This window comes from Salmonella sp. SAL-020 (assembly GCF_017372215.1).
GTDB classification, from domain to species: domain Bacteria; phylum Pseudomonadota; class Gammaproteobacteria; order Enterobacterales; family Enterobacteriaceae; genus Salmonella; species Salmonella enterica.
Genome location: NZ_CP071690.1, coordinates 1,413,630 through 1,437,151 on the forward strand (window position 1 = coordinate 1,413,630; position 23,522 = coordinate 1,437,151).

The 23,522-nt window shown below is 50.7% G+C and carries 19 protein-coding genes, 1 tRNA gene and 4 pseudogenes; 16 read left to right on the forward strand and 8 right to left on the reverse strand.

Going from position 1 to position 23,522, the window contains the following annotated elements; translation table 11 throughout:
• The first annotated feature begins 150 nt into the window (after window positions 1–150).
• From pgtE to J1G48_RS06665, 3 genes and pseudogenes are all read left to right on the forward strand, one after another.
• Window positions 151–1,089 (forward strand): omptin family outer membrane protease PgtE, encoded by a 939-nt coding sequence (gene pgtE, locus J1G48_RS06650; protein WP_000716011.1) that lies wholly within the window; start codon window positions 151–153, stop codon window positions 1,087–1,089.
• Window positions 1,090–1,283: 194 nt separating this feature from the next.
• Window positions 1,284–1,601 (forward strand): annotated as a pseudogene (locus J1G48_RS23235) (tail spike protein).
• A gap of 372 nt (window positions 1,602–1,973) precedes the next feature.
• Window positions 1,974–2,420, forward strand: a pseudogene (locus J1G48_RS06665) (transposase); the annotation flags it as partial.
• A 170-nt stretch (window positions 2,421–2,590) separates the two neighbouring features.
• Here the strand turns inward: J1G48_RS06665 and J1G48_RS06670 are convergent.
• The 3 genes and pseudogenes from J1G48_RS06670 to J1G48_RS06680 form a co-directional block, all read right to left on the reverse strand.
• The gene (locus tag J1G48_RS06670; RefSeq protein ID WP_000400616.1) at window positions 2,591–4,513 is read right to left on the reverse strand and encodes an acyltransferase family protein; all 1,923 of its coding nucleotides are present in this window, start codon (window positions 4,511–4,513) and stop codon (window positions 2,591–2,593) included.
• A gap of 53 nt (window positions 4,514–4,566) precedes the next feature.
• A pseudogene (locus J1G48_RS06675) lies at window positions 4,567–4,785 on the reverse strand (glycosyltransferase); the annotation flags it as partial.
• Window positions 4,754–5,143: a GtrA family protein gene (locus tag J1G48_RS06680; RefSeq protein WP_001576268.1), complete on the reverse strand. Its 390-nt coding sequence runs from the start codon at window positions 5,141–5,143 to the stop codon at window positions 4,754–4,756. The pseudogene J1G48_RS06675 and the gene J1G48_RS06680, both read right to left, overlap by 32 nt.
• 320 nt (window positions 5,144–5,463) lie before the next feature.
• On the opposite strand from J1G48_RS06680, the pseudogene J1G48_RS06685 reads away from it, so the two are divergent.
• A pseudogene (locus J1G48_RS06685) lies at window positions 5,464–6,088 on the forward strand (transposase); the annotation flags it as partial.
• A 147-nt stretch (window positions 6,089–6,235) separates the two neighbouring features.
• Here the strand turns inward: J1G48_RS06685 and J1G48_RS06690 are convergent.
• Window positions 6,236–6,310: transfer RNA gene (locus J1G48_RS06690), tRNA-Arg, on the reverse strand.
• A gap of 75 nt (window positions 6,311–6,385) precedes the next feature.
• Window positions 6,386–7,327 carry a formate/nitrite transporter family protein gene (locus J1G48_RS06695; protein ID WP_000377779.1) on the reverse strand — a complete coding sequence of 314 codons (942 nt, stop codon included), beginning with the start codon at window positions 7,325–7,327 and terminating at the stop codon, window positions 6,386–6,388.
• A 288-nt stretch (window positions 7,328–7,615) separates the two neighbouring features.
• On the opposite strand from J1G48_RS06695, the gene mlaA reads away from it, so the two are divergent.
• On the forward strand, window positions 7,616–8,371 hold the full coding sequence (mlaA, locus tag J1G48_RS06700) for a phospholipid-binding lipoprotein MlaA (protein ID WP_000776787.1): 756 nt from the start codon (window positions 7,616–7,618) through the stop codon (window positions 8,369–8,371).
• Between the two features lie 60 nt (window positions 8,372–8,431).
• On the opposite strand, the gene fadL is transcribed toward mlaA, so the two are convergent.
• A complete protein-coding gene (gene fadL / locus J1G48_RS06705) occupies window positions 8,432–9,739 on the reverse strand; it encodes a long-chain fatty acid transporter FadL (protein WP_001518618.1) in 1,308 nt (435 codons plus the stop codon).
• Between the two features lie 370 nt (window positions 9,740–10,109).
• On the opposite strand from fadL, the gene J1G48_RS06710 reads away from it, so the two are divergent.
• The 4 genes from J1G48_RS06710 (at window position 10,110) to sixA (ending at window position 14,723) form a co-directional block, all read left to right on the forward strand.
• Window positions 10,110–10,394, forward strand: coding sequence for a YfcZ/YiiS family protein (locus J1G48_RS06710; protein ID WP_000030906.1), 285 nt, complete (start codon window positions 10,110–10,112; stop codon window positions 10,392–10,394).
• Between the two features lie 177 nt (window positions 10,395–10,571).
• Window positions 10,572–11,882: an acetyl-CoA C-acyltransferase FadI gene (gene fadI, locus J1G48_RS06715; RefSeq protein ID WP_001248128.1), complete on the forward strand. Its 1,311-nt coding sequence runs from the start codon at window positions 10,572–10,574 to the stop codon at window positions 11,880–11,882.
• Window positions 11,882–14,029: a fatty acid oxidation complex subunit alpha FadJ gene (gene fadJ / locus J1G48_RS06720; protein ID WP_000214140.1), complete on the forward strand. Its 2,148-nt coding sequence runs from the start codon at window positions 11,882–11,884 to the stop codon at window positions 14,027–14,029. Before fadI ends, fadJ begins: the two co-directional genes overlap by 1 nt.
• Window positions 14,030–14,237: 208 nt before the next feature.
• Window positions 14,238–14,723, forward strand: a complete 486-nt coding sequence (sixA, locus tag J1G48_RS06725) for a phosphohistidine phosphatase SixA (protein WP_001195800.1) — start codon at window positions 14,238–14,240, stop codon at window positions 14,721–14,723.
• Between the two features lie 99 nt (window positions 14,724–14,822).
• Here the strand turns inward: sixA and smrB are convergent, their stop codons facing one another.
• Window positions 14,823–15,374, reverse strand: a complete 552-nt coding sequence (smrB, locus tag J1G48_RS06730) for an endonuclease SmrB (protein ID WP_000730794.1) — start codon at window positions 15,372–15,374, stop codon at window positions 14,823–14,825.
• A 165-nt stretch (window positions 15,375–15,539) separates the two neighbouring features.
• On the opposite strand from smrB, the gene prmB reads away from it, so the two are divergent.
• From prmB to J1G48_RS06760, 6 genes are read left to right on the forward strand one after another with little or no spacing between them, the layout of a single operon-like run.
• Complete coding sequence (prmB, locus tag J1G48_RS06735) at window positions 15,540–16,472, forward strand: 50S ribosomal protein L3 N(5)-glutamine methyltransferase (RefSeq protein ID WP_001542329.1); 933 nt, start codon at window positions 15,540–15,542, stop codon at window positions 16,470–16,472.
• A 35-nt stretch (window positions 16,473–16,507) separates the two neighbouring features.
• Window positions 16,508–17,593, forward strand: coding sequence for a chorismate synthase (gene aroC / locus J1G48_RS06740; protein WP_000918457.1), 1,086 nt, complete (start codon window positions 16,508–16,510; stop codon window positions 17,591–17,593).
• Between the two features lie 3 nt (window positions 17,594–17,596).
• Window positions 17,597–18,421: a penicillin-insensitive murein endopeptidase gene (mepA, locus tag J1G48_RS06745; protein ID WP_000750428.1), complete on the forward strand. Its 825-nt coding sequence runs from the start codon at window positions 17,597–17,599 to the stop codon at window positions 18,419–18,421.
• Window positions 18,421–19,230 (forward strand): sulfite exporter TauE/SafE family protein, encoded by an 810-nt coding sequence (locus J1G48_RS06750; RefSeq protein WP_000368599.1) that lies wholly within the window; start codon window positions 18,421–18,423, stop codon window positions 19,228–19,230. Before mepA ends, J1G48_RS06750 begins: the two co-directional genes overlap by 1 nt.
• Window positions 19,230–19,778 (forward strand): elongation factor P hydroxylase, encoded by a 549-nt coding sequence (locus tag J1G48_RS06755; protein WP_001066345.1) that lies wholly within the window; start codon window positions 19,230–19,232, stop codon window positions 19,776–19,778. The genes J1G48_RS06750 and J1G48_RS06755 overlap by 1 nt, the downstream gene beginning before the upstream one ends.
• A gap of 32 nt (window positions 19,779–19,810) precedes the next feature.
• A complete protein-coding gene (locus J1G48_RS06760) occupies window positions 19,811–20,086 on the forward strand; it encodes a YfcL family protein (protein ID WP_000559749.1) in 276 nt (91 codons plus the stop codon).
• Window positions 20,087–20,137: 51 nt separating this feature from the next.
• Here J1G48_RS06760 and mnmC read toward each other — a convergent pair whose 3' ends face one another.
• Entirely contained in the window at window positions 20,138–22,138 is a 2,001-nt protein-coding gene (gene mnmC / locus J1G48_RS06765; protein WP_000816086.1) for a bifunctional tRNA (5-methylaminomethyl-2-thiouridine)(34)-methyltransferase MnmD/FAD-dependent 5-carboxymethylaminomethyl-2-thiouridine(34) oxidoreductase MnmC, read from the reverse strand.
• Window positions 22,139–22,297: 159 nt separating this feature from the next.
• On the opposite strand from mnmC, the gene fabB reads away from it, so the two are divergent.
• On the forward strand, window positions 22,298–23,512 hold the full coding sequence (gene fabB / locus J1G48_RS06770; RefSeq protein WP_000817161.1) for a beta-ketoacyl-ACP synthase I: 1,215 nt from the start codon (window positions 22,298–22,300) through the stop codon (window positions 23,510–23,512).
• Window positions 23,513–23,522: the final 10 nt, after the last annotated feature.

Consider the following 23,522-nt stretch of genomic DNA (forward strand, 5'->3'; position numbering starts at 1 on the left):
CCTGAGCATCAAATTCTATTTCTTAACTTCAATATAAGGTAAAAATGCGTCAAGTTCTCTGGCGTAATAAATGTACTCTTGTCCGACGATTTGACAAGATGAAAACTTCATCACCTCTCCAGATTACATCTGAATATGAGGACAAGAGAAATGAAAAAACATGCTATTGCAGTAATGATGATCGCCGTATTTTCTGAGTCGGTTTATGCGGAGTCTACCTTATTTATTCCGGACGTCTCTCCTGATAGCGTCACGACATCCCTTTCTGTGGGGGTGTTAAATGGTAAATCCAGGGAGCTGGTTTATGATACCGACACCGGGCGGAAGCTGAGTCAACTGGACTGGAAAATAAAAAATGTCGCCACGTTGCAGGGGGATTTATCATGGGAACCCTATTCGTTCATGACGCTGGACGCCCGCGGCTGGACGTCTTTGGCGTCGGGATCGGGTCATATGGTTGACCATGACTGGATGAGCAGTGAGCAGCCTGGCTGGACCGATCGTTCAATTCATCCGGACACCAGCGCCAACTATGCTAATGAATACGATTTGAATGTGAAAGGTTGGTTATTGCAGGGCGATAACTACAAGGCGGGCGTGACAGCGGGCTATCAGGAAACCCGTTTTAGCTGGACGGCAAGAGGCGGGTCTTATATTTATGATAATGGTCGGTATATTGGTAACTTTCCTCATGGCGTGCGCGGTATAGGTTATAGCCAGCGTTTCGAAATGCCCTATATCGGGCTGGCGGGTGATTATCGTATTAATGACTTTGAGTGTAATGTACTGTTTAAATACAGCGACTGGGTAAATGCGCATGATAATGACGAACACTACATGCGCAAACTTACCTTCCGTGAAAAAACGGAAAATTCACGATATTATGGCGCGTCTATTGACGCCGGATATTATATTACCAGTAATGCAAAAATCTTTGCTGAGTTCGCTTACAGTAAATATGAAGAAGGTAAGGGCGGTACGCAAATCATAGATAAAACCAGCGGTGATACGGCGTATTTTGGTGGCGATGCCGCAGGTATAGCTAATAATAACTATACGGTTACCGCGGGGTTGCAGTACCGCTTCTAGACCACATCAGGATGTCATCGGTCATAACCGGCCGATGACGACTTTTTGCTGAACGTATGGCATGTCCGGTGATATTGTGTTTACCTCATATAGATCTGGCGGGTTTGGCGTTAAGACGTGGCAAGGAACAGTAGAGGGGGACCTCATCCAGATGTTATAAACTTCAATTCAGAAAGTTACTTTCCATATACTTTTTGTGGGACTGCTTCAACCTTTGGGCAGATATCGGAAATGAAAAAGATAGACCAGGCAACTATTCGCTATCAGAATATCCGGTACACCAACTACCAACTACCAACTACCAACTACCAACAAATCATTTAGTCGATGGTCTCGTTGCCATTGGTTCATAGAGTGTTGGTCTTGGTATGGATGGCTGGGGAAGTTATGTATCGAACATTCTTATGCAAGATTGCGCAGGGTCTGGTGATCTATGGTACACATATGGGAAGGCATTCACATATATTTCTGTAATCGATACTAAAACTTTAACACTAACTAATTGTTTGTAGAAAGTGGTTGCATTATTAATGGTTTGAGACTCATTGACATAAAACAAACACCATCTGGTAATCTGTCAGACCCCGCATCCTTAATAGTTAACTATAAAGATTGTATGGTAGTTGAGATGTCGTTAGTTCTAATATCGTGTCAGATAAATTTATAAAAGATTACTCATGTTTTGTGTCACATGCAAAAATAATTCGGCTTCGTTAAGGTCTTTAGGGGAAATACCTAATGGATAATTAGTTAGATTAACGTTAACAACACTTTGAACGTGTAATGAATATGGGGGTAAAATATAAGTATTGGGAGATTGTAATTAAAAATTATGTAATTGTCTGATTATTATATATTCACTCCAGCAAAGGAGAAAGGCAATTATGGACGAAAAGAAACTCACAGCTCTTGCGGCTGAACTGGCTAAAGGTCTTAAAACTGAAGCCGACCTCAGTCAGTTTTCCCATATGCTGACGACATTAACCGTCGAAACGGCGCTCAATGCTGAGCTGGCTGACCATCTCGGGCATGAGAAAAATGCTCCTAAAACGAGCTCAAACTCCCACAATGGCTACTCATTAAAAACGGTGCTGTATGATGGCGGCGAGATAGTGCTGAACATGCTGCGTGACCGTGAAAATACCTTTGAACTGCAGCTGATTAAGGAGCATCAGACGCGTATTACGAGATGGACAGTCAGATTTATCCCTTTATGCCAAAGGCATGACATGACTACCCGCGAAATCATCGCCACCTTCAAAGAGATGTACAACGCTGATGTGTCGCCCATGCTGATACTTAAGATCACCGCCGCAGTAAAAGAGTTGGTCAAAGGGGCGTCAAAAAATGGAGTATGCCGATCCAGGACTGGTCGCTGGCAATGAGTCGCTTTATTATCGAGTTCGGTGACCGCCTGAGCGATCACCGTTAATATAGTGGCAGTTACACAGTATGACTGGCAGGTTCTATATTGGATTTATATGTAATAGTAACAGCCTATCTATTTGATTATTTTATTTCCGATTTTATTAAAAAGGAAATCAGAACCAGGCTTTGTTAAATGTCCCCAATCAACGGCAGTGATAAAATCAGGACCATTACCAACTCTTGTAAGACATCCACTTTCGTTACATAATGCTTTGTATGCTGATATATATTCAATTCCCATTTTTGGAACATTGTTACTAAAGTAAGAGTCCCACTCGCTTATTTCACTATTTAATCCATATGTCATATACAATGGTGGGGTTTTTTTAAACTCACTCAGGTAGTTAGATATTATTTTAACTAAATTTGCATTCCATTCCGGGACTGGTCCAATGAAAATAATCCTTGAGTCAGGGGATGCCTCTTTAATTTTTTTTATGGTTAATGATAACGTATCAATTGCTAACTTTTTATCATGTACTCCATTTGTTCCTCGAACTGACCATGTCAGCAGAACCACCTCAGGCTGAACACGTTTAATTTCATTAATTCTATTATTGTTTAGAGTGATGACACTTCTCTGTAAATCATCTTTACCGTCAACAAATAGAGGAGGAGCGTTACCATCTGTCATTTGGCTTATTATATAATCAGAACCTTTATTATCTATATAATGAGAAAGTCCATTGAAAAGAGCCGCCGCATAAGAATCACCAATGATAAATATATTATGCTTGCCATTTTTTATACATCCATTGGATATGGCAGCAGTAAGTTGTACTGAGTGGCATATCCCTCCACGGAGTAGTTCTCCATATTTATAATAATTGTACACGTCAGTAACAGAAGCATATTCACCTGCTGATTTATTGATTTCCCTGTCTTTAACTCCATTTATATGAAAAATAAATGCGCCAATTAAACCTGTCCCAAATACTGATAATGCTAATAATATTGCTGTGATATATTTATTTCTGGCATTTCTCAGTGGTTTTTCAATTAAATAATAAGTTAATATCGCCAAAAAGAACGATGATAATAAAAGAAGAATTAATTCATGGTAGTCTGGTGAACCAGCAAATATTGAACGATAGAATGAATAAATAGGCCAATGCCACAAATAAAGAGGATAGCTAATAAGACCAAAGAAAACAACAGGCCTAACACTAAGCAATTTCGACACAACTAAATCATTACCATTAGATGCTATTATAAGAGAGGCGCCAAGTACTGGGATTATTGCTATATATCCAGGAAATGACATCTTTTCATCTATCATGGTTATTGATAATGCGATTAGTATAATTCCTAACAGGGACATTAATTTTGATAACGAAGTGTTTATTCCTATAAATCTCAATGTGGATATAATCGCTCCAGCCATTAACTCCCAAAATCTTGATGCGGGAGAGTAGTAATTAGCTCCGCCATCAGATGCCATTGTAAAAATGCTAATCGCATAGCTAATTATAAATATAGTTGCGCATGATAATACTATGTTTCTGTTATGGTTTTTGCTTCTAAAGCATAGCAATATAACTACTGGCCATATTATATAAAATTGCTCTTCAATTCCCAGTGACCACAAATGTAGTAAAGGTTTAAGGTATGACTTTGAATCAAAATAGCCAGACTCACTCCAAAGAGTAAAGTTTGATATAAAGAATGAGCCGCTAAAAACATGCTTACCAAGTAATTTGTAATCATCCTGGAATAAATAAACCCAGCCAACAATAAGACATGATACAAGAACTATGGATAATGCTGGAAATATTCTAAGCACTCTCCTTTTATAGAAATCAAGGTATGAAAATGATTTGTTTGATGCAGATTTTAATATTATTGATGTTATAAGGTATCCAGATATCACAAAGAATATATCTACTCCAACAAACCCACCCGGCAATAATGATGGGAAATAATGGAATATTACCACAGATAAAACCGCTATTGCGCGTAATCCATCTATATCAGGTCTGTATTTTAAGTGTTCCAACTTAAATTACCTCAATTTTAAAAAAAGATTAATAAAATGGTTGTGCATCTTGCATCATTCCCGAAGTTTCGTGTAAACGAAAACGGAATGACGAGTGGATCAGATACGGCTATTATTTTAATTATTGACTCTGTCACATCTTTACTTCCGTCATTAATAAAAATAATCTCAACTTTATATTTTTCAAGTTCATTAAACTCATGTACCGTTCTATAGAAAATCGGTATCGTGTCTTCTTCGTTAAAAACTAGGACGACAAGAGAGATTTTCATTTTTATCCCTGAAGATAAAGAATCTGGAATAGATAAAGCCGCATACCAGGCTAATTGCCGAGAAAGTGATGAGGGTAACCAATGGTGGCAAAGAACATTGGTCAGCCATCCATCCAACAACAGCGCTCAGTGCTCCCATGAATCCCATATACATCATGTAGCGAATTGCAGTAGTGCTGGCATTAAAGGTGAAGCGCGCATTAGCATAGAAGCTGAACGATACAGCGATAACAAAATCGGAAAAGTTCGTCAGCGCCTGATGCGTATGCATCCCATACATACAGAAAGCAAATACTCTCCAATGAATGAGCATGTTAAGAACACCGATCGATGTGTACTTAGCGAATAACTTCAACATTATGAAAATTATCAGATTCAGAAAGGTCTGGAGTGTAGCACTACAAATTGGTTTGATCGATATAAGCGATCAATAATTGTATTTTTAATAGTTTTAAACTATTGAGTTTTAATATATTGATCGATATTATCGATCAATTGGTATTGCTGATTGCCAAGCGTCTTGGAATAAAAACGGGACATGTAAAGCTTTGCATCGTCTTACAAGGCTTTGCATTTTTTTTCAGGGAGAGGTACTTGAAAGGGTGGAAGTGCTGGGGGGAGGGGGAGCGTTAAAAATTCTGTATAATTTTAGTAACATAAAATAAAAAAGAATGGCACATGTCCCATCCCTTCGATTTCGACAAAGCACTTAAAGCCCTTCAGGTCCGGCCAGGCATTAACGGGCAAAGATGGCATCTTAACGCCATTAATCAAGTATTTAACCGAGTCTACCCTGTCTGCTGAACTTGATTCCCATCTGGCTCAGGATGTTGAGGCAAACCGTAAAAATGGTTCCGGCAAAAAGCCATTAAAGCCCCAACAGGCAGTTTTGAACTGGCAACTCCGCGCAATCGTAACGGCACTTTTGAGCCATAACTGGTGAAGAAGCTTCAGACCCCCTGTACGACGAGATCGAGCGCAATATCATTCGACTGTTTGCGCTGGAGATGAGTTATCAGGACATCGGCCGGGAGAGTGAAGATCTTTATGCCTTCAGCGTTTCAACCGCCACCGTCAGTGCAGTACCGATAAAGTTATCCCTGAACTAAAACAGTGGCAACAGCGCCCGCTGGAGAAGGTTTATCCCGTCGTCTGGCTGGACGCTATTCATTATAAAAACCGTGAGGATGGCCGTTATCAGAGCAAGGCGGTTTATACCGTTCTGGCACTGAATCTGGAAGGCAAAAAAGAAGTTCTGGGCCTATATCTGTCGGAAAGTGAAGGTGCTAACTTTTGGTTAAGTTCTAACAGCGAGAGGGTACTTTAAAGGGATGCTTTTCGTTATGTTTATAGGCACTATTCGCTGGAAATCATAAGACATCAAAAACGCTGCAACGCCTTGTGTGGTGTGGGGTTGCTGAGATTTGTGAGAGGTGGGTAAAAGAGGTCATGGTGTCCCCTGCAGGAATCGAACCTGCAACTAGCCCTTAGGAGGGGCTCGTTATATCCATTTAACTAAGGGGACAACGCGGCGCCAGTATAGCGTTTTTTATTCGCCGGAGTAAGTGTAGCGCCGCCTGACTGGTTAAACCGTCGCCACTCAGCGCTGTTTTTCCGCTTTTTTCCGCTCCCGTTCCAGGCGCTCGCCGCGTAGCCTCGCTTCTTCCTTACGCTTATTGCTCATATCGTTGCGGATCTGCGCGTGGCTCATCAATGCGAAAATAAAAGTGCCGCCGCAGATATTTCCGGCAAGTGTGGGAAGGGCGAAGGGCCAGAGAAAGTCGCTCCAGGGCAGCGTGCCGTTGAAAACCAAATACAAAATTTCAACGGAACCGACGACAATATGGGTGGTATCGCCCAGCGCGATAAGCCAGGTCATCAAAATAATGACCACAATCTTTGCCCCGCCTGCTGCAGGAAACATCCATACCATTGTGGCGATGATCCAGCCAGAGATAATCGCGTTGGCAAACATCTCCGTTGGGCTATTTTTCATGACCTCCATACCAATTTTGACAAAGGCGTCGCGGGTCTCTTCATCAAATATAGGCATATATTCAAATGCCCACGCCGCAACCCCGGTGCCAATAAGGTTGCCCAATAAGACTACGCCCCACAAGCGCATCAGCAGGCCAACGTTACTCAGAGTGGGATTTTGCATTACCGGCAACACGGCGGTAACGGTATTTTCAGTAAATAATTGCTGGCGGGCCATGATGACAATGATAAAACCAAAGGTATAGCCGAGATTTTCCAGTAAAAAGCCGCCGGGAACGCCTTCAAGCTGCACGTGGAAAATCCCTTTCGCCAGGAGTGATGCCCCCATAGAAAGTCCTGCGGCAATGGCTGACCAGAGCAAAGCCATCGCATCGCGTTCCATCTCTTTTTCACCATCCTGGCGAATATGTTCATGAATCGCCATGGCGCGGGAAGGAAGACGATCTTCATCCACTTCAATCTCTTTACCGCTTTGTTTTTCTTCGCTTTCAACTTCCAGGTCACTGCTTTGCCGGTTAATTTTATCGTCGTTAAGGCTATCCATGATGATCTCTGCTGATTAACACATATTAATAAAGCGTAGCGGTTTTTCATTTACCCAGGCCGGGGCATTCTCCGAAAAAATAAAAATGATCACGCTCGTTTTTATCTGTTTCGTTAGAATAGGGCCGTCACGTTGTTGCGTTACCAGGCTATGCTCAAAGCAATGAGATCGCGCATATAGACATCGTTTGACGTGCTGTTAAAATCGCTCACACCTAAACAGGCGGATACGGTAGCGTTCCGTCATGGATGGCAATCAGCGATAGCCATAATTCACAGGGAGACATCTATGAAGCTTCGCCTGTCGGCGCTGGCGCTGGGAACCACACTGCTGGTCGGGTGTGCGAGTTCCGGTACAGAACAGCAGGGGCGTTCAGACCCATTTGAAGGGTTTAACCGCACCATGTACAACTTCAACTTTAATGTGCTGGACCCGTATGTTGTTCGGCCGGTCGCGGTCGCCTGGCGTGATTATGTTCCACAGCCTGCGCGTAACGGTTTAAGTAATTTCACCGGCAACCTCGAAGAACCGGCGATCATGGTGAACTATTTCCTGCAGGGCGATCCTTATCAGGGTATGGTGCATTTCACCCGTTTCTTCCTGAACACCTTATTAGGGATGGGCGGATTTATTGACGTCGCGGGAATGGCGAATCCTAAGCTGCAGCGCGTTGAACCGCATCGCTTTGGCAGTACGCTGGGCCATTATGGCGTGGGGTATGGGCCTTATATGCAACTTCCGTTCTACGGCAGCTTCACGCTGCGTGAAGATGGCGGGGATATGGCGGATACCTTGTATCCGGTGCTCTCGTGGTTGACCTGGCCAATGTCCATAGGAAAATGGACTATCGAAGGGATAGAAACCCGCGCGCAGTTGCTGGACTCCGATGGTTTGCTGCGCCAGTCTTCCGATCCTTATATTATGGTGCGTGAGGCGTACTTCCAGCGTCATGACTTTATCGCCAATGGCGGAAAACTCAAGCCGCAGGAAAACCCGAACGCGCAGGCGATTCAGGACGAACTCAAAGAGATCGACTCGGAATAAACGGCAGTAAATAAAAAGGTGAGCGCAATGCTCACCTTTTTGATCCGTTTCAGAAAGAGATTAGAACGCGTAGTTAAAGTTAGTACCGAACAGCCAGGCTTTCCCTTCAGATTCAAACTGATAAGGGCCTTCATTAATTTTCACGCTCTGACCATGCATATAAGAGACGCCAACGTCGACAGACGCATCTTTATTAAAGGCGTAAGTCGTACCGGCGCTCAGCCAGAAACGGTCCTGGTCCGGAATAGAGATAGAACGGTTTTGCGCTGGTACCGGGCTGTCATCGAAGGCGATACCGGTACGGAACGTCCAGTTGTCATCGTAGTAATAGGTGGTACCCAACGCAATGCGATAAGCGTCTTTAAAGCCTTCATGCTTCTCAAAGAGCGTATCGCCGGCGGTCGATTTTGCCTTCAATTCCTGGAACTGGCTCCAGCTGGTATAGGCCAGGCTATAGTGGATGGCCCACTGTGGCGCCACACGGTTATAACCGGACACTTCCCACATTTCCGGCAGATTCAGCGTCAGGTAGCCTGACTGCGTCGCGCCGCCGGTTGCCGTTGGGATAGGCAGGTTAAATCGGTTTATAGCGATGGGAAGATCGCTGCTGTAGTTGCCTTTAAAGTCAATTTTGACTTCCGAGCGGTAGGTCAGCGCGTAGCGGTTATTTTTATCCAGTTCATAAAGGATACCGGCATTCCAGCCAAAGCCCCACTGATTACCGTTCAGGTGGGCAATCTTGGTGTCGCTGGGAATCTGACCCGCGACCGGCGCCAGCGCCGGATTCTGTGCCGCGACCAACTGGCCTAAATCGCCCGCAAAACGTTCGATTTTCGCACGCGCGTATACCGCATCAAAGCCAAGGCCGAAGCTCCAGGCCTCATTTAAGCGATAAGCGCCGCTTAAATTCAGGTTCATGGTTTCAAGATCGGTCGTACCGCCAACCGAGCCGCCGGCGTATGTGTCGTTAAACTCTGTCGCCAGACCATAGTTAGAGGTAATAGAAGCCCCCCAGCCAAACTGATCGTTAATCGGGGCGACAAAATGGACGTTCGGCACCCAGGCCGTCGGCGCGATGTTATCCGCATCTAACGTCCGACGAGATGGCGATGTCCCGCTAATATTAACATCAGGATCAATATAAACCGCGCCCGCTGAAAACGTCGGGCGGTCAAACATGGTAATTAACGCCGGGTTGCGGCTAACGTTACCCGCATCATCTGCGATTGCGCCTTCACCCGAATAGGCCCGGCCAAGGCCAGAGGAAGAAAATTCGTTTAACTGAAAGCCTGCAGACCAGGCCTGGGTGGAGATGATTGCCACTGCGACTGCGAGAGCAGACTTTGTAAACAGGGTTTTCTGGCTCATGACCATAACCTCATTGATTATTTTTATACAAACTATGTTACATGCTGTAACAGGAGCGCGAAGTGTAGGGTCTGCGGTACGACTTAGAAATCAGACCAGTGGCGAGAGTATAGGTCTGACCAGCTAGAATGTTGCAAGTATGTTTATAAGTTTTTTCAATTGTGATCTTAGAAACGAGATCTGGCTGGCAAAATCGGCGGGCTTAACGGTCACCCGATCGCGCGATTTTTGTTTTAGATCATTTTTAAGTGTGATTTCGGTCACTTAACGCGTTTCCCACCATTAACGACTGGAGAGGCGAATGCCGGGAGCGTAAAATATCCCCATCGTTTATCTGGCACCCTGGGTGCAAATACAGAGGAAATCTACAATGAGTAAATGCAGTGCTGATGAAACCCCGGTTTGCTGCTGTATGGATGTTGGAACCATCATGGACAACTCCGATTGCACCGCGTCATACAGCCGCGTATTCGCTACCCGCGCAGAGGCTGAAGGGACGCTGGCGGCGTTAACCGAAAAAGCGCGTAGCGTGGAGTCTGAGCCTTGCCAAATTACGCCAACCTTTACCGAGGAATCCGAAGGCGTTCGTCTGGATATTGATTTTGTTTTCGCCTGCGAAGCAGAAACGCTGATCTTCCAGCTCGGCCTGCGTTAATCCGTTCATTCACGACGCCTCCGTCATCATCTGGCGGAGGCGTTTTCTTTTTTTGTCGTTTCCCTTCACTGTGCCTTAGCTCCCACTTTCTTTTCTCTCTGCTTGGCTAAATGTAAAAAATTGGTTAAGACTGTGATCAGGTCAGACCACTAATTTATTTTTTTACAGGGGAGTACTATGCGTCAGGCTTTACCGTTGGTCACCCGTCAGGGCGATCGCATTGCTATTGTCAGTGGGTTACGAACCCCCTTCGCTCGTCAGGCCACTGCATTTCATGGTATTCCCGCTGTTGATCTCGGCAAGATGGTGGTAGGCGAGCTGCTGGCGCGCAGTGAAATTCCAGCCGATGCCATTGAGCAACTGGTTTTTGGTCAGGTAGTACAAATGCCGGAAGCCCCCAATATTGCGCGCGAAATTGTGCTGGGTACGGGAATGAATGTTCATACCGATGCCTATAGCGTAAGCCGCGCCTGCGCCACCAGTTTTCAGGCGGTAGCGAATGTGGCGGAAAGCCTGATGGCCGGCACGATACGCGCGGGTATCGCTGGCGGCGCAGATTCGTCGTCGGTACTGCCAATAGGCGTGAGTAAAGCCCTGGCGCGGGTACTGGTTGATGTCAATAAAGCCCGGACGACCCGCCAACGGCTGACGCTTTTTTCTCGTCTGCGCTTACGCGACCTGCTGCCCGTGCCTCCCGCCGTTGCTGAGTATTCCACCGGTCTGCGCATGGGCGATACCGCCGAACAGATGGCGAAAACGTATGGTATTACGCGTGAACAGCAGGACGCACTGGCGCATCGTTCACATCAGCGCGCCGCGCAGGCATGGGCGGAGGGTAAACTGGCGGAAGAAGTGATGACGACCTATGTGCCGCCGTATAAAAACCCCTTTGCAGAAGACAACAACATTCGCGGCGCCTCCACGCTGGCGGACTACGCTAAACTGCGTCCCGCTTTTGACCGAAAACATGGCTCCGTAACCGCCGCCAACAGTACACCGCTGACCGACGGCGCTGCCGCCGTTATTATGATGACCGAATCCCGCGCTAAAGAGCTGGGGCTGCGCCCGCTTGGTTATCTGCGCAGCTACGCCTTTACCGCTATTGATGTCTGGCAGGACATGCTATTGGGGCCGGCCTGGTCAACGCCGCTGGCGCTGGAGCGGGCCGGGTTGACGATGGCCGATCTGACGCTTTTTGACATGCATGAAGCGTTTGCCGCCCAGACTCTGGCGAACTTACAACTGCTGGGCAGCGAACGATTTGCCCGTGAGGTGCTTGGTCGTGCGCAGGCGACAGGGGAGGTGGATGACGCTAAATTCAACGTGCTCGGCGGCTCAATCGCCTACGGGCATCCTTTTGCCGCAACGGGCGCGCGGATGATAACCCAAACGTTGCATGAATTACGGCGTCGGGGCGGAGGTTTTGGCCTGGTCACGGCCTGCGCGGCTGGCGGTCTTGGCGCGGCGATGGTTCTGGAGGCGGAATAATGACTACCACATCAGCTTTTATGCTTAACGTGCGTCTGGATAATGTCGCGGTTGTCGCTATTGATGTCCCTGGAGAAAAGGTGAACACCCTGAAAGCGGAGTTTGCCGCGCAGGTACGCGCCATCCTGAAGCAGATCCGGGAAAATAAAGCGTTGCAGGGCGTTGTTTTTATCTCAGCCAAAGCAGATAACTTTATTGCTGGCGCTGATATCAACATGATAGGTCACTGCCAAAACGCGCAGGAAGCGGAAACGCTGGCGCGTCAGGGGCAACAACTGATGGCGGAGATCCAGGCGTTGCCTGTTCCGGTTATCGCCGCCATTCATGGCGCCTGTCTGGGGGGCGGCCTTGAAATGGCGCTGGCCTGCCATCGACGTATCTGTACCGACGACGTTAAAACCGTTCTCGGACTGCCGGAGGTACAGTTAGGGCTTTTACCGGGATCGGGCGGAACGCAGCGACTTCCACGGCTGGTGGGGGTCAGTACCGCGCTGGATATGATCCTGACAGGTAAACAGCTTCGCGCCAGGCAGGCGCTTAAAGCCGGGCTGGTTGATGATGTGGTGCCGCAAACTATTTTACTGGAAGCGGCTGTCGAGCTGGCTAAAAAAGAACGCCTGGCGCAGCGGACATTACCGGTCCGTGAACGTATCCTGGCGGGGCCGCTGGGGCGCGCGCTGTTATTTCGCCTGGTGCGTAAAAAGACAGCGCAAAAAACGCAGGGTAATTATCCGGCGACGGAGCGGATCATTGATGTGATTGAAACCGGACTGGCGCAGGGCAGCAGTAGCGGCTATGACGCGGAAGCGCGCGCTTTCGGCGAGCTGGCGATGACGCCTCAATCGCAGGCGCTGCGCGCTGTTTTCTTTGCCAGTACCGAGGTGAAAAAAGATCCCGGTAGCGATGCGCCGCCCGGCCCGCTGAACAGCGTGGGCATCTTAGGCGGCGGGTTAATGGGCGGCGGTATCGCCTGGGTTACGGCCTGTAAAGGCGGTTTGCCAGTACGAATTAAGGATATAAATACTCAGGGGATCAATCATGCTCTGAAATACAGCTGGGATCTGCTTGAAACAAAAGTACGCCGCCGCCATATCAAAGCCAACGAACGCGATAAACAGTTGGCATTGATATCAGGTTCGACCGATTACCGTGGTTTCAGTCATCGTGATCTGGTCATTGAAGCGGTGTTTGAAGATCTGCCGTTAAAACAACAGATGGTGGCGGAAGTGGAACAAAATTGCGCTGCTCACACCATTTTTGCCTCCAATACTTCTTCCCTGCCGATTGGCGATATTGCGGCGAATGCGGCCAGACCGGAACAGGTGATTGGATTGCACTTTTTTAGCCCGGTCGAAAAAATGCCGCTGGTTGAGGTTATTCCTCATGCGTCTACTTCCGCGCAGACCATCGCCACGACCGTTAAGCTGGCGAAAAAACAGGGTAAAACCCCGATAGTCGTCAGTGATAAAGCCGGGTTTTATGTTAACCGAATTCTTGCGCCATATATCAATGAGGCGATTCGGATGCTGACTGAAGGCGAACGCGTCGAACATATTGACGCCGCCCTGGTAAAATTTGGTTTTCCGGTGGGGCCAATCCAACTTTTGGATGAGGTAGGAATCGACACGGGCACTAAAATTATTCCTGTGCTTGAGGCGGCGTATGGAGAACGTTTTAGCGCGCCTGCAAATGTTGTCGCTTCAATTTTGAATGACGATCGCAAAGGTAGAAAAAATGGTCGCGGTTTCTATCTTTATGGCGAAAAAGGGCGTAAAAGCAAAAAACAGGTTGACCCTGCTATTTATAAGCTTATTGGCGTGCAAGGGCAGAGTCGATTGTCTGCGCAGCAGGTGGCAGAGCGCTGTGTCATGTTAATGCTTAACGAAGCGGCGCGCTGTTTCGACGAAAAAGTGATTCGCAGCGCGCGCGATGGCGATATCGGCGCCGTGTTTGGTATCGGTTTTCCGCCGTTTCTCGGTGGCCCGTTCCGCTATATGGATGCTCTCGGGCCGGGTGAAATGGTGGCGACATTACAGCGCCTGGCCGCACTTTACGGTCCTCGTTACGCGCCTTGTGAACAATTAGTGCGCATGGCGGAGCGCAGGGAGCATTTCTGGACGAATGGGGAAACTGACCAGGGAAATTGAGGTCAAAGAGAATATGAATCCGCACTGAATGCCTCCTTAGTGGCGAAATAATAATCAAGGATTGACTATACTTACGCCATTGAGGTAAAAAACAGCGTTTCATTCAGTGAATGGATAAGGCACAATGCCGGCCACCGCATTTTTGCCGCAGCCAATAGGGGCATGTGGTAAGCGTGTTGGTGAAACTGGTTAACAAAAGCGGTGCAATATGCAAGTTTTTATCATGCGTCACGGCGACGCAGCCCTCGATGCCGCCAGTGATTCGGTTCGTCCCTTGACCCCTTGTGGGTGTGACGAGTCTCGCCTGATGGCGAACTGGCTGAAAGGTCAAAAAGTGGATATCGAACGTGTTCTGGTGAGTCCGTTTCTTCGGGCCGAACAGACGTTAGATGTGGTCGGCGATTGTATGAATCTGCCGGCTCAGGTGGATGTCCTGCCGGAGCTAACGCCCTGTGGCGATGTCGGTCTGGTCAGCGCCTACCTCCAGGCGCTGGCCAATGAAGAGATCGGATCGGTGCTGGTGATTTCTCACTTACCTCTGGTCGGATACCTGGTATCTGAGCTTTGTCCGGGCGAAACGCCGCCGATGTTCACGACGTCCGCAATTGCCAACGTTACGCTTGATGAAAGCGGCAAGGGGACATTCAACTGGCAAATGAGTCCCTGCAATCTGAAAATGGCGAAAGCGATTTAATCTTTGCTGCCTGATGGCGCTTCGCTTATCAGGCCTGCGACAGCGTTGGCTGTTCGTAGGCTGGATAAGCCGCTTGCGCCGCCATCCGGCAATTCCGCATCAGGGTAATTCGGGCGGTTGCCACTCTTCCACTTCAATCAACACCAGCAGCGCGGCGTCGCCGCCGTACTCTTTCGGCGCCTGATGAAAGGCCATCACATGCGGATGCTGCGCCAGCCATAACGGCGTTTGCTGTTTCAGAATATGTTTACCGTGTCCATGCATGACGCAGGCGCAAAAAATATGTTCCCGACGGCAGGCGGCAATCAGCGCCCCCAGTTCCTGCTTGGCCTGAAGCTGCGTTAAGCCGTGTAAATCCAGAAACAGTTCTGGCGAATAGTCGCCGCGACGCATTTTTTTTAGCTCGAAATGGCTGACATCTTCACGGACATACTTTACCGGCCCTTCCGTATTGAGCAGCGGCTGGAACTCATCGGAAAAATAGTGGCTGGCGTCCGCCTGTTCCTGAATTAACCTTCGGGTAGGGACTTCCGTGATTTTCTTGCGCAGCGGCCGATGGACGATAGTATCCTGTTTAATCTTTCGGGTGCCGACCATCAGCTGACGGAACAGCGCCTGGTCCTCCTCGCTGAGCGATGTTTTCTTTTTCATTCGTGGGTCTCGTCTGATCTTTTGCCTTAGTTTACCCGACCCGGAGGATATCCGAACGGTCAAAACGGATTTTTCGTATTCTCCCGCCGCGTCAATGCTGATTTATCCCTGTCTTCGTGGCAAACTAGCCGCCGAATTTAATGCGAGCATGCCCTGGAGGAATACGTGGATAAAATTTTCGTCGATGAAGCAGTAAGTGAACTGCATACCATTCAGGACATGTTGCGCTGGGCGGTAAGCCGCTTTAGCGCGGCGAATATCTGGTATGGACACGGTACCGATAACCCGTGGGATGAAGCGGTACAACTGGTGTTGCCGTCTCTTTATCTGCCGCTGGATATTCCGGAAGATATGCGGACCGCGCGGCTGACGTCCAGCGAAAAACACCGCATTGTCGAGCGAGTGATTCGTCGCATTAACGAGCGTATCCCGGTCGCCTACCTGACCAATAAAGCCTGGTTCTGCGGCCACGAATTTTATGTCGATGAGCGCGTGCTGGTGCCGCGTTCGCCCATTGGCGAGCTGATTAATAACCACTTCGCCGGCCTTATTAGCCAACAGCCGAAATATATTCTGGATATGTGCACCGGCAGCGGCTGCATCGCCATCGCCTGTGCTTATGCTTTCCCGGACGCAGAGGTTGATGCGGTCGATATTTCGCCGGATGCGCTGGCTGTCGCCGAGCATAACATTGAAGAACACGGTCTTATCCATCACGTGACGCCAATCCGTTCCGATCTGTTCCGCGATCTGCCGAAAGTTCAGTACGATCTGATTGTCACTAACCCGCCTTATGTCGATGCGGAGGATATGTCCGATCTGCCGAACGAATATCGCCACGAACCTGAGCTGGGGCTGGCGTCCGGCACTGACGGCCTCAAATTGACCCGTCGTATCCTGGGGAATGCGCCGGATTATCTGTCCGATGACGGCGTTCTGATTTGTGAAGTCGGAAACAGCATGGTACATCTGATGGAGCAGTATCCGGATGTGCCGTTCACCTGGCTGGAGTTTGACAACGGCGGCGATGGCGTCTTTATGTTGACCAAAGCGCAGTTGCTCGCGGCCCGTGAACATTTCAACATTTATAAAGATTAAAACACGCAAACGACAACAACGATAACGGAGCCGTGATGGCAGGAAACACAATTGGACAACTCTTTCGCGTAACCACTTTCGGCGAATCACACGGGCTGGCGCTTGGGTGTATCGTCGATGGCGTGCCGCCCGGCATCCCGTTGACGGAGGCCGATCTGCAGCACGATCTCGACAGACGCCGCCCCGGCACCTCGCGCTATACTACCCAGCGCCGCGAACCGGACCAGGTAAAAATTCTCTCCGGCGTGTTTGATGGCGTGACGACCGGCACCAGCATTGGCCTGCTGATTGAAAACACCGATCAGCGCTCGCAGGACTACAGCGCGATTAAAGATGTTTTTCGTCCGGGACACGCGGATTACACCTATGAGCAGAAATACGGCCTGCGCGATTACCGTGGCGGTGGACGTTCTTCCGCGCGTGAAACCGCGATGCGCGTAGCGGCAGGGGCGATCGCCAAGAAATACCTGGCGGAAAAGTTCGGCATCGAAATCCGCGGCTGCCTGACCCAGATGGGCGATATTCCGCTGGAGATTAAAGACTGGCGTCAGGTTGAGCTTAATCCGTTCTTTTGTCCCGATGCGGACAAACTTGACGCGCTGGACGAACTGATGCGCGCGCTGAAAAAAGAGGGCGACTCCATCGGCGCGAAAGTGACGGTGATGGCGAGCGGCGTGCCGGCAGGGCTTGGCGAACCGGTTTTTGACCGACTGGATGCGGACATCGCCCATGCGCTGATGAGCATCAATGCGGTGAAAGGCGTGGAGATCGGCGAAGGATTTAACGTGGTGGCGCTGCGCGGCAGCCAGAATCGCGATGAAATCACGGCGCAGGGTTTTCAGAGCAACCACGCTGGCGGCATCCTCGGTGGTATCAGTAGCGGGCAACACATTGTGGCGCATATGGCGCTGAAACCTACCTCCAGCATTACCGTGCCGGGACGTACGATCAACCGGATGGGTGAAGAAGTCGAAATGATCACCAAAGGGCGCCACGATCCGTGTGTGGGGATTCGCGCAGTGCCGATCGCAGAAGCCATGCTGGCGATCGTGCTGATGGATCACCTGCTGCGCCATCGGGCACAGAATGCGGATGTAAAGACAGAGATTCCACGCTGGTAAGAAATGAAAAAAACCGCGATTGCGCTGCTGGCATGGTTTGTCAGTAGCGCCAGCCTGGCGGCGACGCCGTGGCAGAAAATAACCCATCCTGTCCCCGGCGCCGCCCAGTCTATCGGTAGCTTTGCCAACGGATGCATCATCGGCGCCGACACGTTGCCGGTACAGTCCGATAATTATCAGGTGATGCGCACCGATCAGCGCCGTTATTTCGGCCACCCGGACTTGGTCATGTTTATCCAGCGGTTGAGTCATCAGGCGCAGCAACGGGGGCTCGGAACCGTCCTGATAGGCGACATGGGGATGCCTGCCGGAGGCCGCTTTAATGGCGGACACGCCAGTCATCAGACCGGGCTTGATGTGGATATTTTCTTGCAGTTGCCGAAAACGCGCTGGAGCCAGGCGCAGCTATTGCGCCCGCAGGCGTTAGATCTGGTGTCCCGCGACGGTAAACACGTCGTGCCGTCGCGCTGGTCGTCGGATATCGCCAGTCTGATCAAACTGGCGGCACAAGACAATGACGTCACCCGTATTTTCGTCAATCCGGCTATTAAACAACAGCTTTGCCTCGATGCCGGAAACGATCGTGACTGGCTACGTAAAGTACGCCCCTGGTTCCAGCATCGCGCGCATATGCACGTGCGTTTACGCTGCCCTGCCGACAGCCTGGAGTGCGAAGATCAACCTTTACCCCCGCCGGGCGATGGATGCGGCGCTGAACTGCAAAGCTGGTTCGAACCGCCAAAACCTGGCACCACAAAGCCTGAGAAGAAGACACCGCCGCCGCTGCCGCCTTCCTGCCAGGCGCTACTGGATGAGCATGTACTCTGATGGACAATTTTTATGATCTGTTTATGGTCTCCCCGCTGCTGCTGGTGGTGCTGTTTTTTGTCGCCGTACTGGCAGGATTTATCGATTCTATCGCCGGGGGCGGAGGGCTGCTCACTATCCCTGCGCTGATGGCCGCCGGGATGTCGCCGGCAAACGCGCTGGCGACCAATAAATTACAGGCGTGCGGCGGCTCCCTCTCGTCTTCGCTCTATTTTATTCGCCGTAAAGTGGTAAACCTGGCCGAGCAAAAGCTCAATATTCTGATGACGTTCATTGGCTCGATGAGCGGCGCGCTGCTGGTGCAGCACGTGCAGGCGGATATTTTGCGCCAGATCTTGCCTATCCTGGTGATTTTCATCGGCCTCTATTTTTTATTGATGCCGAAGCTGGGCGAGGAAGATCGCCAGCGCCGCCTGTATGGATTACCGTTCGCGCTGATAGCCGGGGGATGCGTCGGGTTTTACGACGGCTTTTTCGGGCCTGCCGCCGGGTCGTTTTACGCTCTGGCGTTTGTCACCTTATGTGGCTATAACCTGGCGAAATCCACGGCACATGCCAAAGTGCTTAACGCTACCTCCAACGTTGGCGGCCTGCTGTTATTTATCATCGGCGGCAAAGTGATCTGGGCGACGGGCTTCGTGATGCTGGTTGGTCAGTTTTTAGGGGCGCGAATGGGGTCGCGTCTGGTATTGAGCAAAGGCCAAAAGCTTATCAGACCGATGATCGTTATTGTCTCGGCGGTAATGAGCGCCAGGTTACTTTATGATAGCCACGGACAGGAGATCCTCCACTGGTTGGGGATGAATTAATGAACAATACGCACCATTACGAACAGTTAATTGAGATTTTTAACGGCTGCTTTGCCGAAGAATTTAATACCCGTCTGATTAAAGGCGACGACGAACCGATCTATCTTCCTGCTGACGCGCAGGTACCGTACCACCGCATCGTCTTTGCGCATGGGTTTTACGCCAGCGCGCTGCATGAGATTTCTCACTGGTGTATCGCCGGTAAGGCGCGCCGCGAACTGGTTGACTTTGGTTACTGGTACTGCCCGGATGGACGCGACGCGCAGACCCAAAGTCAATTTGAAGACGTCGAGGTGAAGCCACAGGCTTTCGACTGGTTGTTTTGCGTGGCGGCGGGGTATCCCTTTAACGTCAGTTGCGACAATCTGGAAGGCGATATTGAGCCGGATCGCGTGGCGTTTCAGCGCCGGGTTCATGCGCAGGTAATGGCGTATCTGGAGCAGGGCATTCCTGAACGTCCGGCCCGCTTCATCAAAGCGCTACAGAATTACTATCACACGCCCGAACTTAAGGCGGAACAGTTCCCGTGGCCGGAAGCGCTTAATTAAAGCCAGCGCCACGTTTACAATGAGGAAAGAAGATGATCGCGGAGTTTGAATCACGCATTCTGGCATTAATTGACGATATGGTAGAGCACGCCAGCGACGATGAGCTTTTTGCCAGTGGATACCTGCGTGGCCACCTGACGTTAGCCATTGCCGAGCTGGAGAGCGGTGATGACCACTCCGTTGAGGCGGTCTATGCCAACGTTAGCCAAAGTCTGGAGAAAGCGATCGGCGCCGGCGAACTGTCGCCGCGCGATCAGGCGTTAGTCAAAGCGATGTGGGACAATTTGTTCGACAAGGCAAAACAATAACGCCGTGGGCCGGAAGGCGACGCTTGCCGCCTTCCGCTATTGACTGACCCATTACTTCACCGCTTTTCCCTTCAATAACTTTCTCACCCATAACCGATTTGGATTTAACGCCGCCAGCGTACCGGCATCCAGTGGAATCGGCTCGTTACTCATCTGCGCCGCCAGAATTTCTGCGCATAATGGCGCTGAGCACAAACCGCGCGATCCCAGTGCGCCAAGCACAAATAAACCCGGATACACAGGCGCAGGCGCCGCCGACGTTTTGTTATCGGCTAAATCGGCGTAATGCGTCAGCGTGGCGTGGTAATCCGGGACGTTGCCCACCATCGGCAGATGGTCGCGGGTGGCGCAACGCACGCCGCAACGGGCGCTGTTGCCGCTAACGTCAACCTCTGTGGCCCATTTCGCATCCGGAAAACAGTCAAGCAGACGCTGTCGGTTCTGACGCTGATCTTCTTCGCGCCAGACGGTGCTTTCGTCGCCCCGGTGATAGCTGGCGCCAATACAGTGCTGCTGATTATGCGGATTTTGCGGCGTCAGATAGCCGTCGTAGCATAACACTTGACGCAACGCCGAGAGGGCGGGGGTGGTGGGAATATGACTGACCTGCCCCCCGACGGCATACACCGGCAGCGGCCGGGTCTGATCAAAACGGTTAATCTGATGGCCGTTCGCCAGGACGACGGTCTCATGGCTGGCGGTTTCACCTGACATAAAGCGCAGTTGCCAGCGCGACTCCTGCGCAACGAGCGACGTGAGCGTATGGCGAAAGCGCGTTTGTAAACCCTGTTCGGTCGCCAGTGCGATGACTGCGCGAGTTAATTGTTCCGGGCATAGCCAGCCGCCTGCCGGATAGGTAATTCCTCCGCAGCGTGTCGTCACGCCAACCGCCTGTTCCGCCTCTTCGGCATTGAGCGCCGAGGCCAGTTCGGCGGGCAGCGCCAGGGACAGCATCTGGGCAATTTTCTGCTGGCTTTTCTCATCCCATCCGAGCTGTGTCACGCCGCACCAGTCATGATCAAAAGAGACGGGCAGGGCATCATACAGGCGACGGGCAAAGGTGAATGCGGTCGGGAAAAAGCGATTAATGGCGGCGTCATGTTTGCTAAGGAGTGGATAAAGCGCACCCTGTCGATTACCGGAGGCGCCCTGGGCGGGCTGGTCGTCCGCGCAATAGAGCGTCACCTGCCAGCCGCGACGCAGTAACGCCAGTGATAACAGCGCGCTGGCGATGCCGCCGCCAATGATCGCCGTTTCACGTTTTTCGCTTCCGCTGCGGTAAAACCAGGGCGCGGAAAGGGTCGGCATGAGGTGTTGTTCCATCACTCCACAAAGCATCTCGCGTTTACGTCCGAAGCCTTTGCGTTTTTGCATGGTAAAACCGGCTTCCTGTAATCCCCGACGAACGAAGCCCGCCGAGGTAAACGTCGCCAGCGTTGCGCCGGGCCGCGCCAGCCGCGCCATCGCGTTAAACAGGTTTGGCGTCCACATATCCGGATTTTTCGCCGGGGCAAAACCGTCGAGGAACCAGGCGTCGACTGTTTGATTCAGCGTGGCGTCCAGTTGGTCGGTCAGCTCATTAATATCGCCAAACCACAAATCCAGCGTCACCCGACCCCGATCCAGCAATAGGCGGTGGCACCCCGGGAGCGGCAGCGGCCATTGCGCCTGCAGCTGCTCTGCCCAGGGCGCGAGCTCCGGCCAGTGTTGGTGCGCCAGCGCCAGATCGTCGCGCGTTAACGGGAATTTCTCAAAACTGATGAAATGTAACCTTTGCAGCGTCGCCTGTGGGTGCGCAGAACGAAAGCTGTCAAACGCCTGCCACAGCGTCAGGAAGTTGAGTCCGGTGCCAAAACCGCTTTCCGCGACTATAAATAATGGATGTGAATGTACGGGAAATCGCTCCGCAAGACGATTGCCGCCAAGAAAAACGTAGCGTGTCTCTTCGAGTCCATTGTCATTAGAAAAATAGACATCATCAAAATCTCGGGAAACAGGTGTACCCTCAGCGTTAAATTCGAGTGTGGCGGGTTGTATGGCGTATTGTTTCACGTAAGTTACTCGTCTGACGGGCGGTATCGCGATCTTAACGATGTGTGCCTGATGGCGCAAATTTCCGTACTAAATGGCTGATCGGACTTGTTCGGCGTACAAGTGTACGCTATTGTGCCAATCGAAACTTAAAAATAGTGCGAATTACAGAGGTATTGAATGAAACGTGCAGTGATTACTGGCCTGGGCATCGTTTCCAGCATCGGTAATAACCAGCAGGAAGTCCTGGCATCTCTGCGTGAAGGACGTTCAGGGATCACTTTCTCTCAGGAGCTGAAGGACGCCGGCATGCGTAGCCAGGTATGGGGCAACGTAAAACTGGATACCACTGGCCTCATTGACCGCAAAGTCGTGCGCTTTATGAGCGACGCCTCCATCTATGCTTATCTGTCTATGGAGCAGGCAGTGGCCGACGCCGGTCTGGCGCCGGAAGTCTATCAGAATAACCCGCGTGTCGGCCTGATTGCAGGTTCCGGCGGCGGCTCCCCGAAATTCCAGGTCTTTGGCGCAGATGCCATGCGTAGCCCGCGTGGTCTGAAAGCCGTGGGCCCGTATGTGGTGACGAAAGCAATGGCATCCGGCGTTTCCGCCTGCCTCGCTACGCCGTTTAAAATTTATGGCGTGAACTACTCCATTAGTTCCGCTTGCGCGACCTCCGCACACTGTATCGGCAATGCGGTTGAACAGATCCAACTGGGCAAACAGGACATCGTTTTTGCTGGCGGCGGCGAAGAGCTGTGCTGGGAAATGGCCTGTGAGTTCGATGCGATGGGCGCACTGTCCACCAAATATAACGATACGCCTGAAAAAGCGTCCCGTACCTATGATGCGCACCGTGATGGGTTTGTCATCGCGGGCGGTGGCGGTATGGTTGTTGTCGAAGAGCTGGAACACGCTCTGGCGCGCGGCGCGCATATCTATGCGGAAATCGTCGGTTACGGCGCAACATCCGACGGCGCAGACATGGTTGCTCCGTCTGGTGAAGGCGCAGTACGTTGCATGCAGATGGCGATGCACGGCGTAGACACGCCGATCGACTACCTGAACTCTCACGGTACGTCCACGCCGGTAGGCGACGTGAAAGAACTCGGTGCAATCCGTGAAGTGTTTGGCGATAACAGCCCGGCTATCTCCGCGACCAAAGCGATGACCGGCCACTCGCTGGGTGCGGCTGGCGTGCAGGAAGCCATCTACTCTCTGCTGATGCTGGAGCACGGTTTTATCGCGCCGAGTATCAACATCGAAGAGCTGGATGAGCAGGCTGCGGGTCTGAACATCGTGACCGAAACGACCGAGCGTGAACTGACTACCGTAATGTCTAACAGCTTCGGTTTTGGCGGCACCAACGCCACGCTGGTGATGCGTAAGTTGTAAGCCTGACTAT

What these genes read in the sequence shown, in the direction of transcription:
- pgtE (WP_000716011.1), top strand. Translation starts at nt 151, where the DNA reads ATGAAAAAACATGCTATTGCAGTAATGATGATCGCCGTATTTTCTGAG.
- J1G48_RS06680 (WP_001576268.1), bottom strand. Translation starts at nt 5,143, where the DNA reads ATGTTGAAGTTATTCGCTAAGTACACATCGATCGGTGTTCTTAACATG.
- J1G48_RS06695 (WP_000377779.1), bottom strand. Translation starts at nt 7,327, where the DNA reads ATGGATAGCCTTAACGACGATAAAATTAACCGGCAAAGCAGTGACCTG.
- mlaA (WP_000776787.1), top strand. Translation starts at nt 7,616, where the DNA reads ATGAAGCTTCGCCTGTCGGCGCTGGCGCTGGGAACCACACTGCTGGTC.
- fadL (WP_001518618.1), bottom strand. Translation starts at nt 9,739, where the DNA reads ATGAGCCAGAAAACCCTGTTTACAAAGTCTGCTCTCGCAGTCGCAGTG.
- J1G48_RS06710 (WP_000030906.1), top strand. Translation starts at nt 10,110, where the DNA reads ATGAGTAAATGCAGTGCTGATGAAACCCCGGTTTGCTGCTGTATGGAT.
- fadI (WP_001248128.1), top strand. Translation starts at nt 10,572, where the DNA reads ATGCGTCAGGCTTTACCGTTGGTCACCCGTCAGGGCGATCGCATTGCT.
- fadJ (WP_000214140.1), top strand. Translation starts at nt 11,882, where the DNA reads ATGACTACCACATCAGCTTTTATGCTTAACGTGCGTCTGGATAATGTC.
- sixA (WP_001195800.1), top strand. Translation starts at nt 14,238, where the DNA reads ATGCAAGTTTTTATCATGCGTCACGGCGACGCAGCCCTCGATGCCGCC.
- smrB (WP_000730794.1), bottom strand. Translation starts at nt 15,374, where the DNA reads ATGAAAAAGAAAACATCGCTCAGCGAGGAGGACCAGGCGCTGTTCCGT.
- aroC (WP_000918457.1), top strand. Translation starts at nt 16,508, where the DNA reads ATGGCAGGAAACACAATTGGACAACTCTTTCGCGTAACCACTTTCGGC.
- mepA (WP_000750428.1), top strand. Translation starts at nt 17,597, where the DNA reads ATGAAAAAAACCGCGATTGCGCTGCTGGCATGGTTTGTCAGTAGCGCC.
- J1G48_RS06750 (WP_000368599.1), top strand. Translation starts at nt 18,421, where the DNA reads ATGGACAATTTTTATGATCTGTTTATGGTCTCCCCGCTGCTGCTGGTG.
- J1G48_RS06755 (WP_001066345.1), top strand. Translation starts at nt 19,230, where the DNA reads ATGAACAATACGCACCATTACGAACAGTTAATTGAGATTTTTAACGGC.
- J1G48_RS06760 (WP_000559749.1), top strand. Translation starts at nt 19,811, where the DNA reads ATGATCGCGGAGTTTGAATCACGCATTCTGGCATTAATTGACGATATG.
- fabB (WP_000817161.1), top strand. Translation starts at nt 22,298, where the DNA reads ATGAAACGTGCAGTGATTACTGGCCTGGGCATCGTTTCCAGCATCGGT.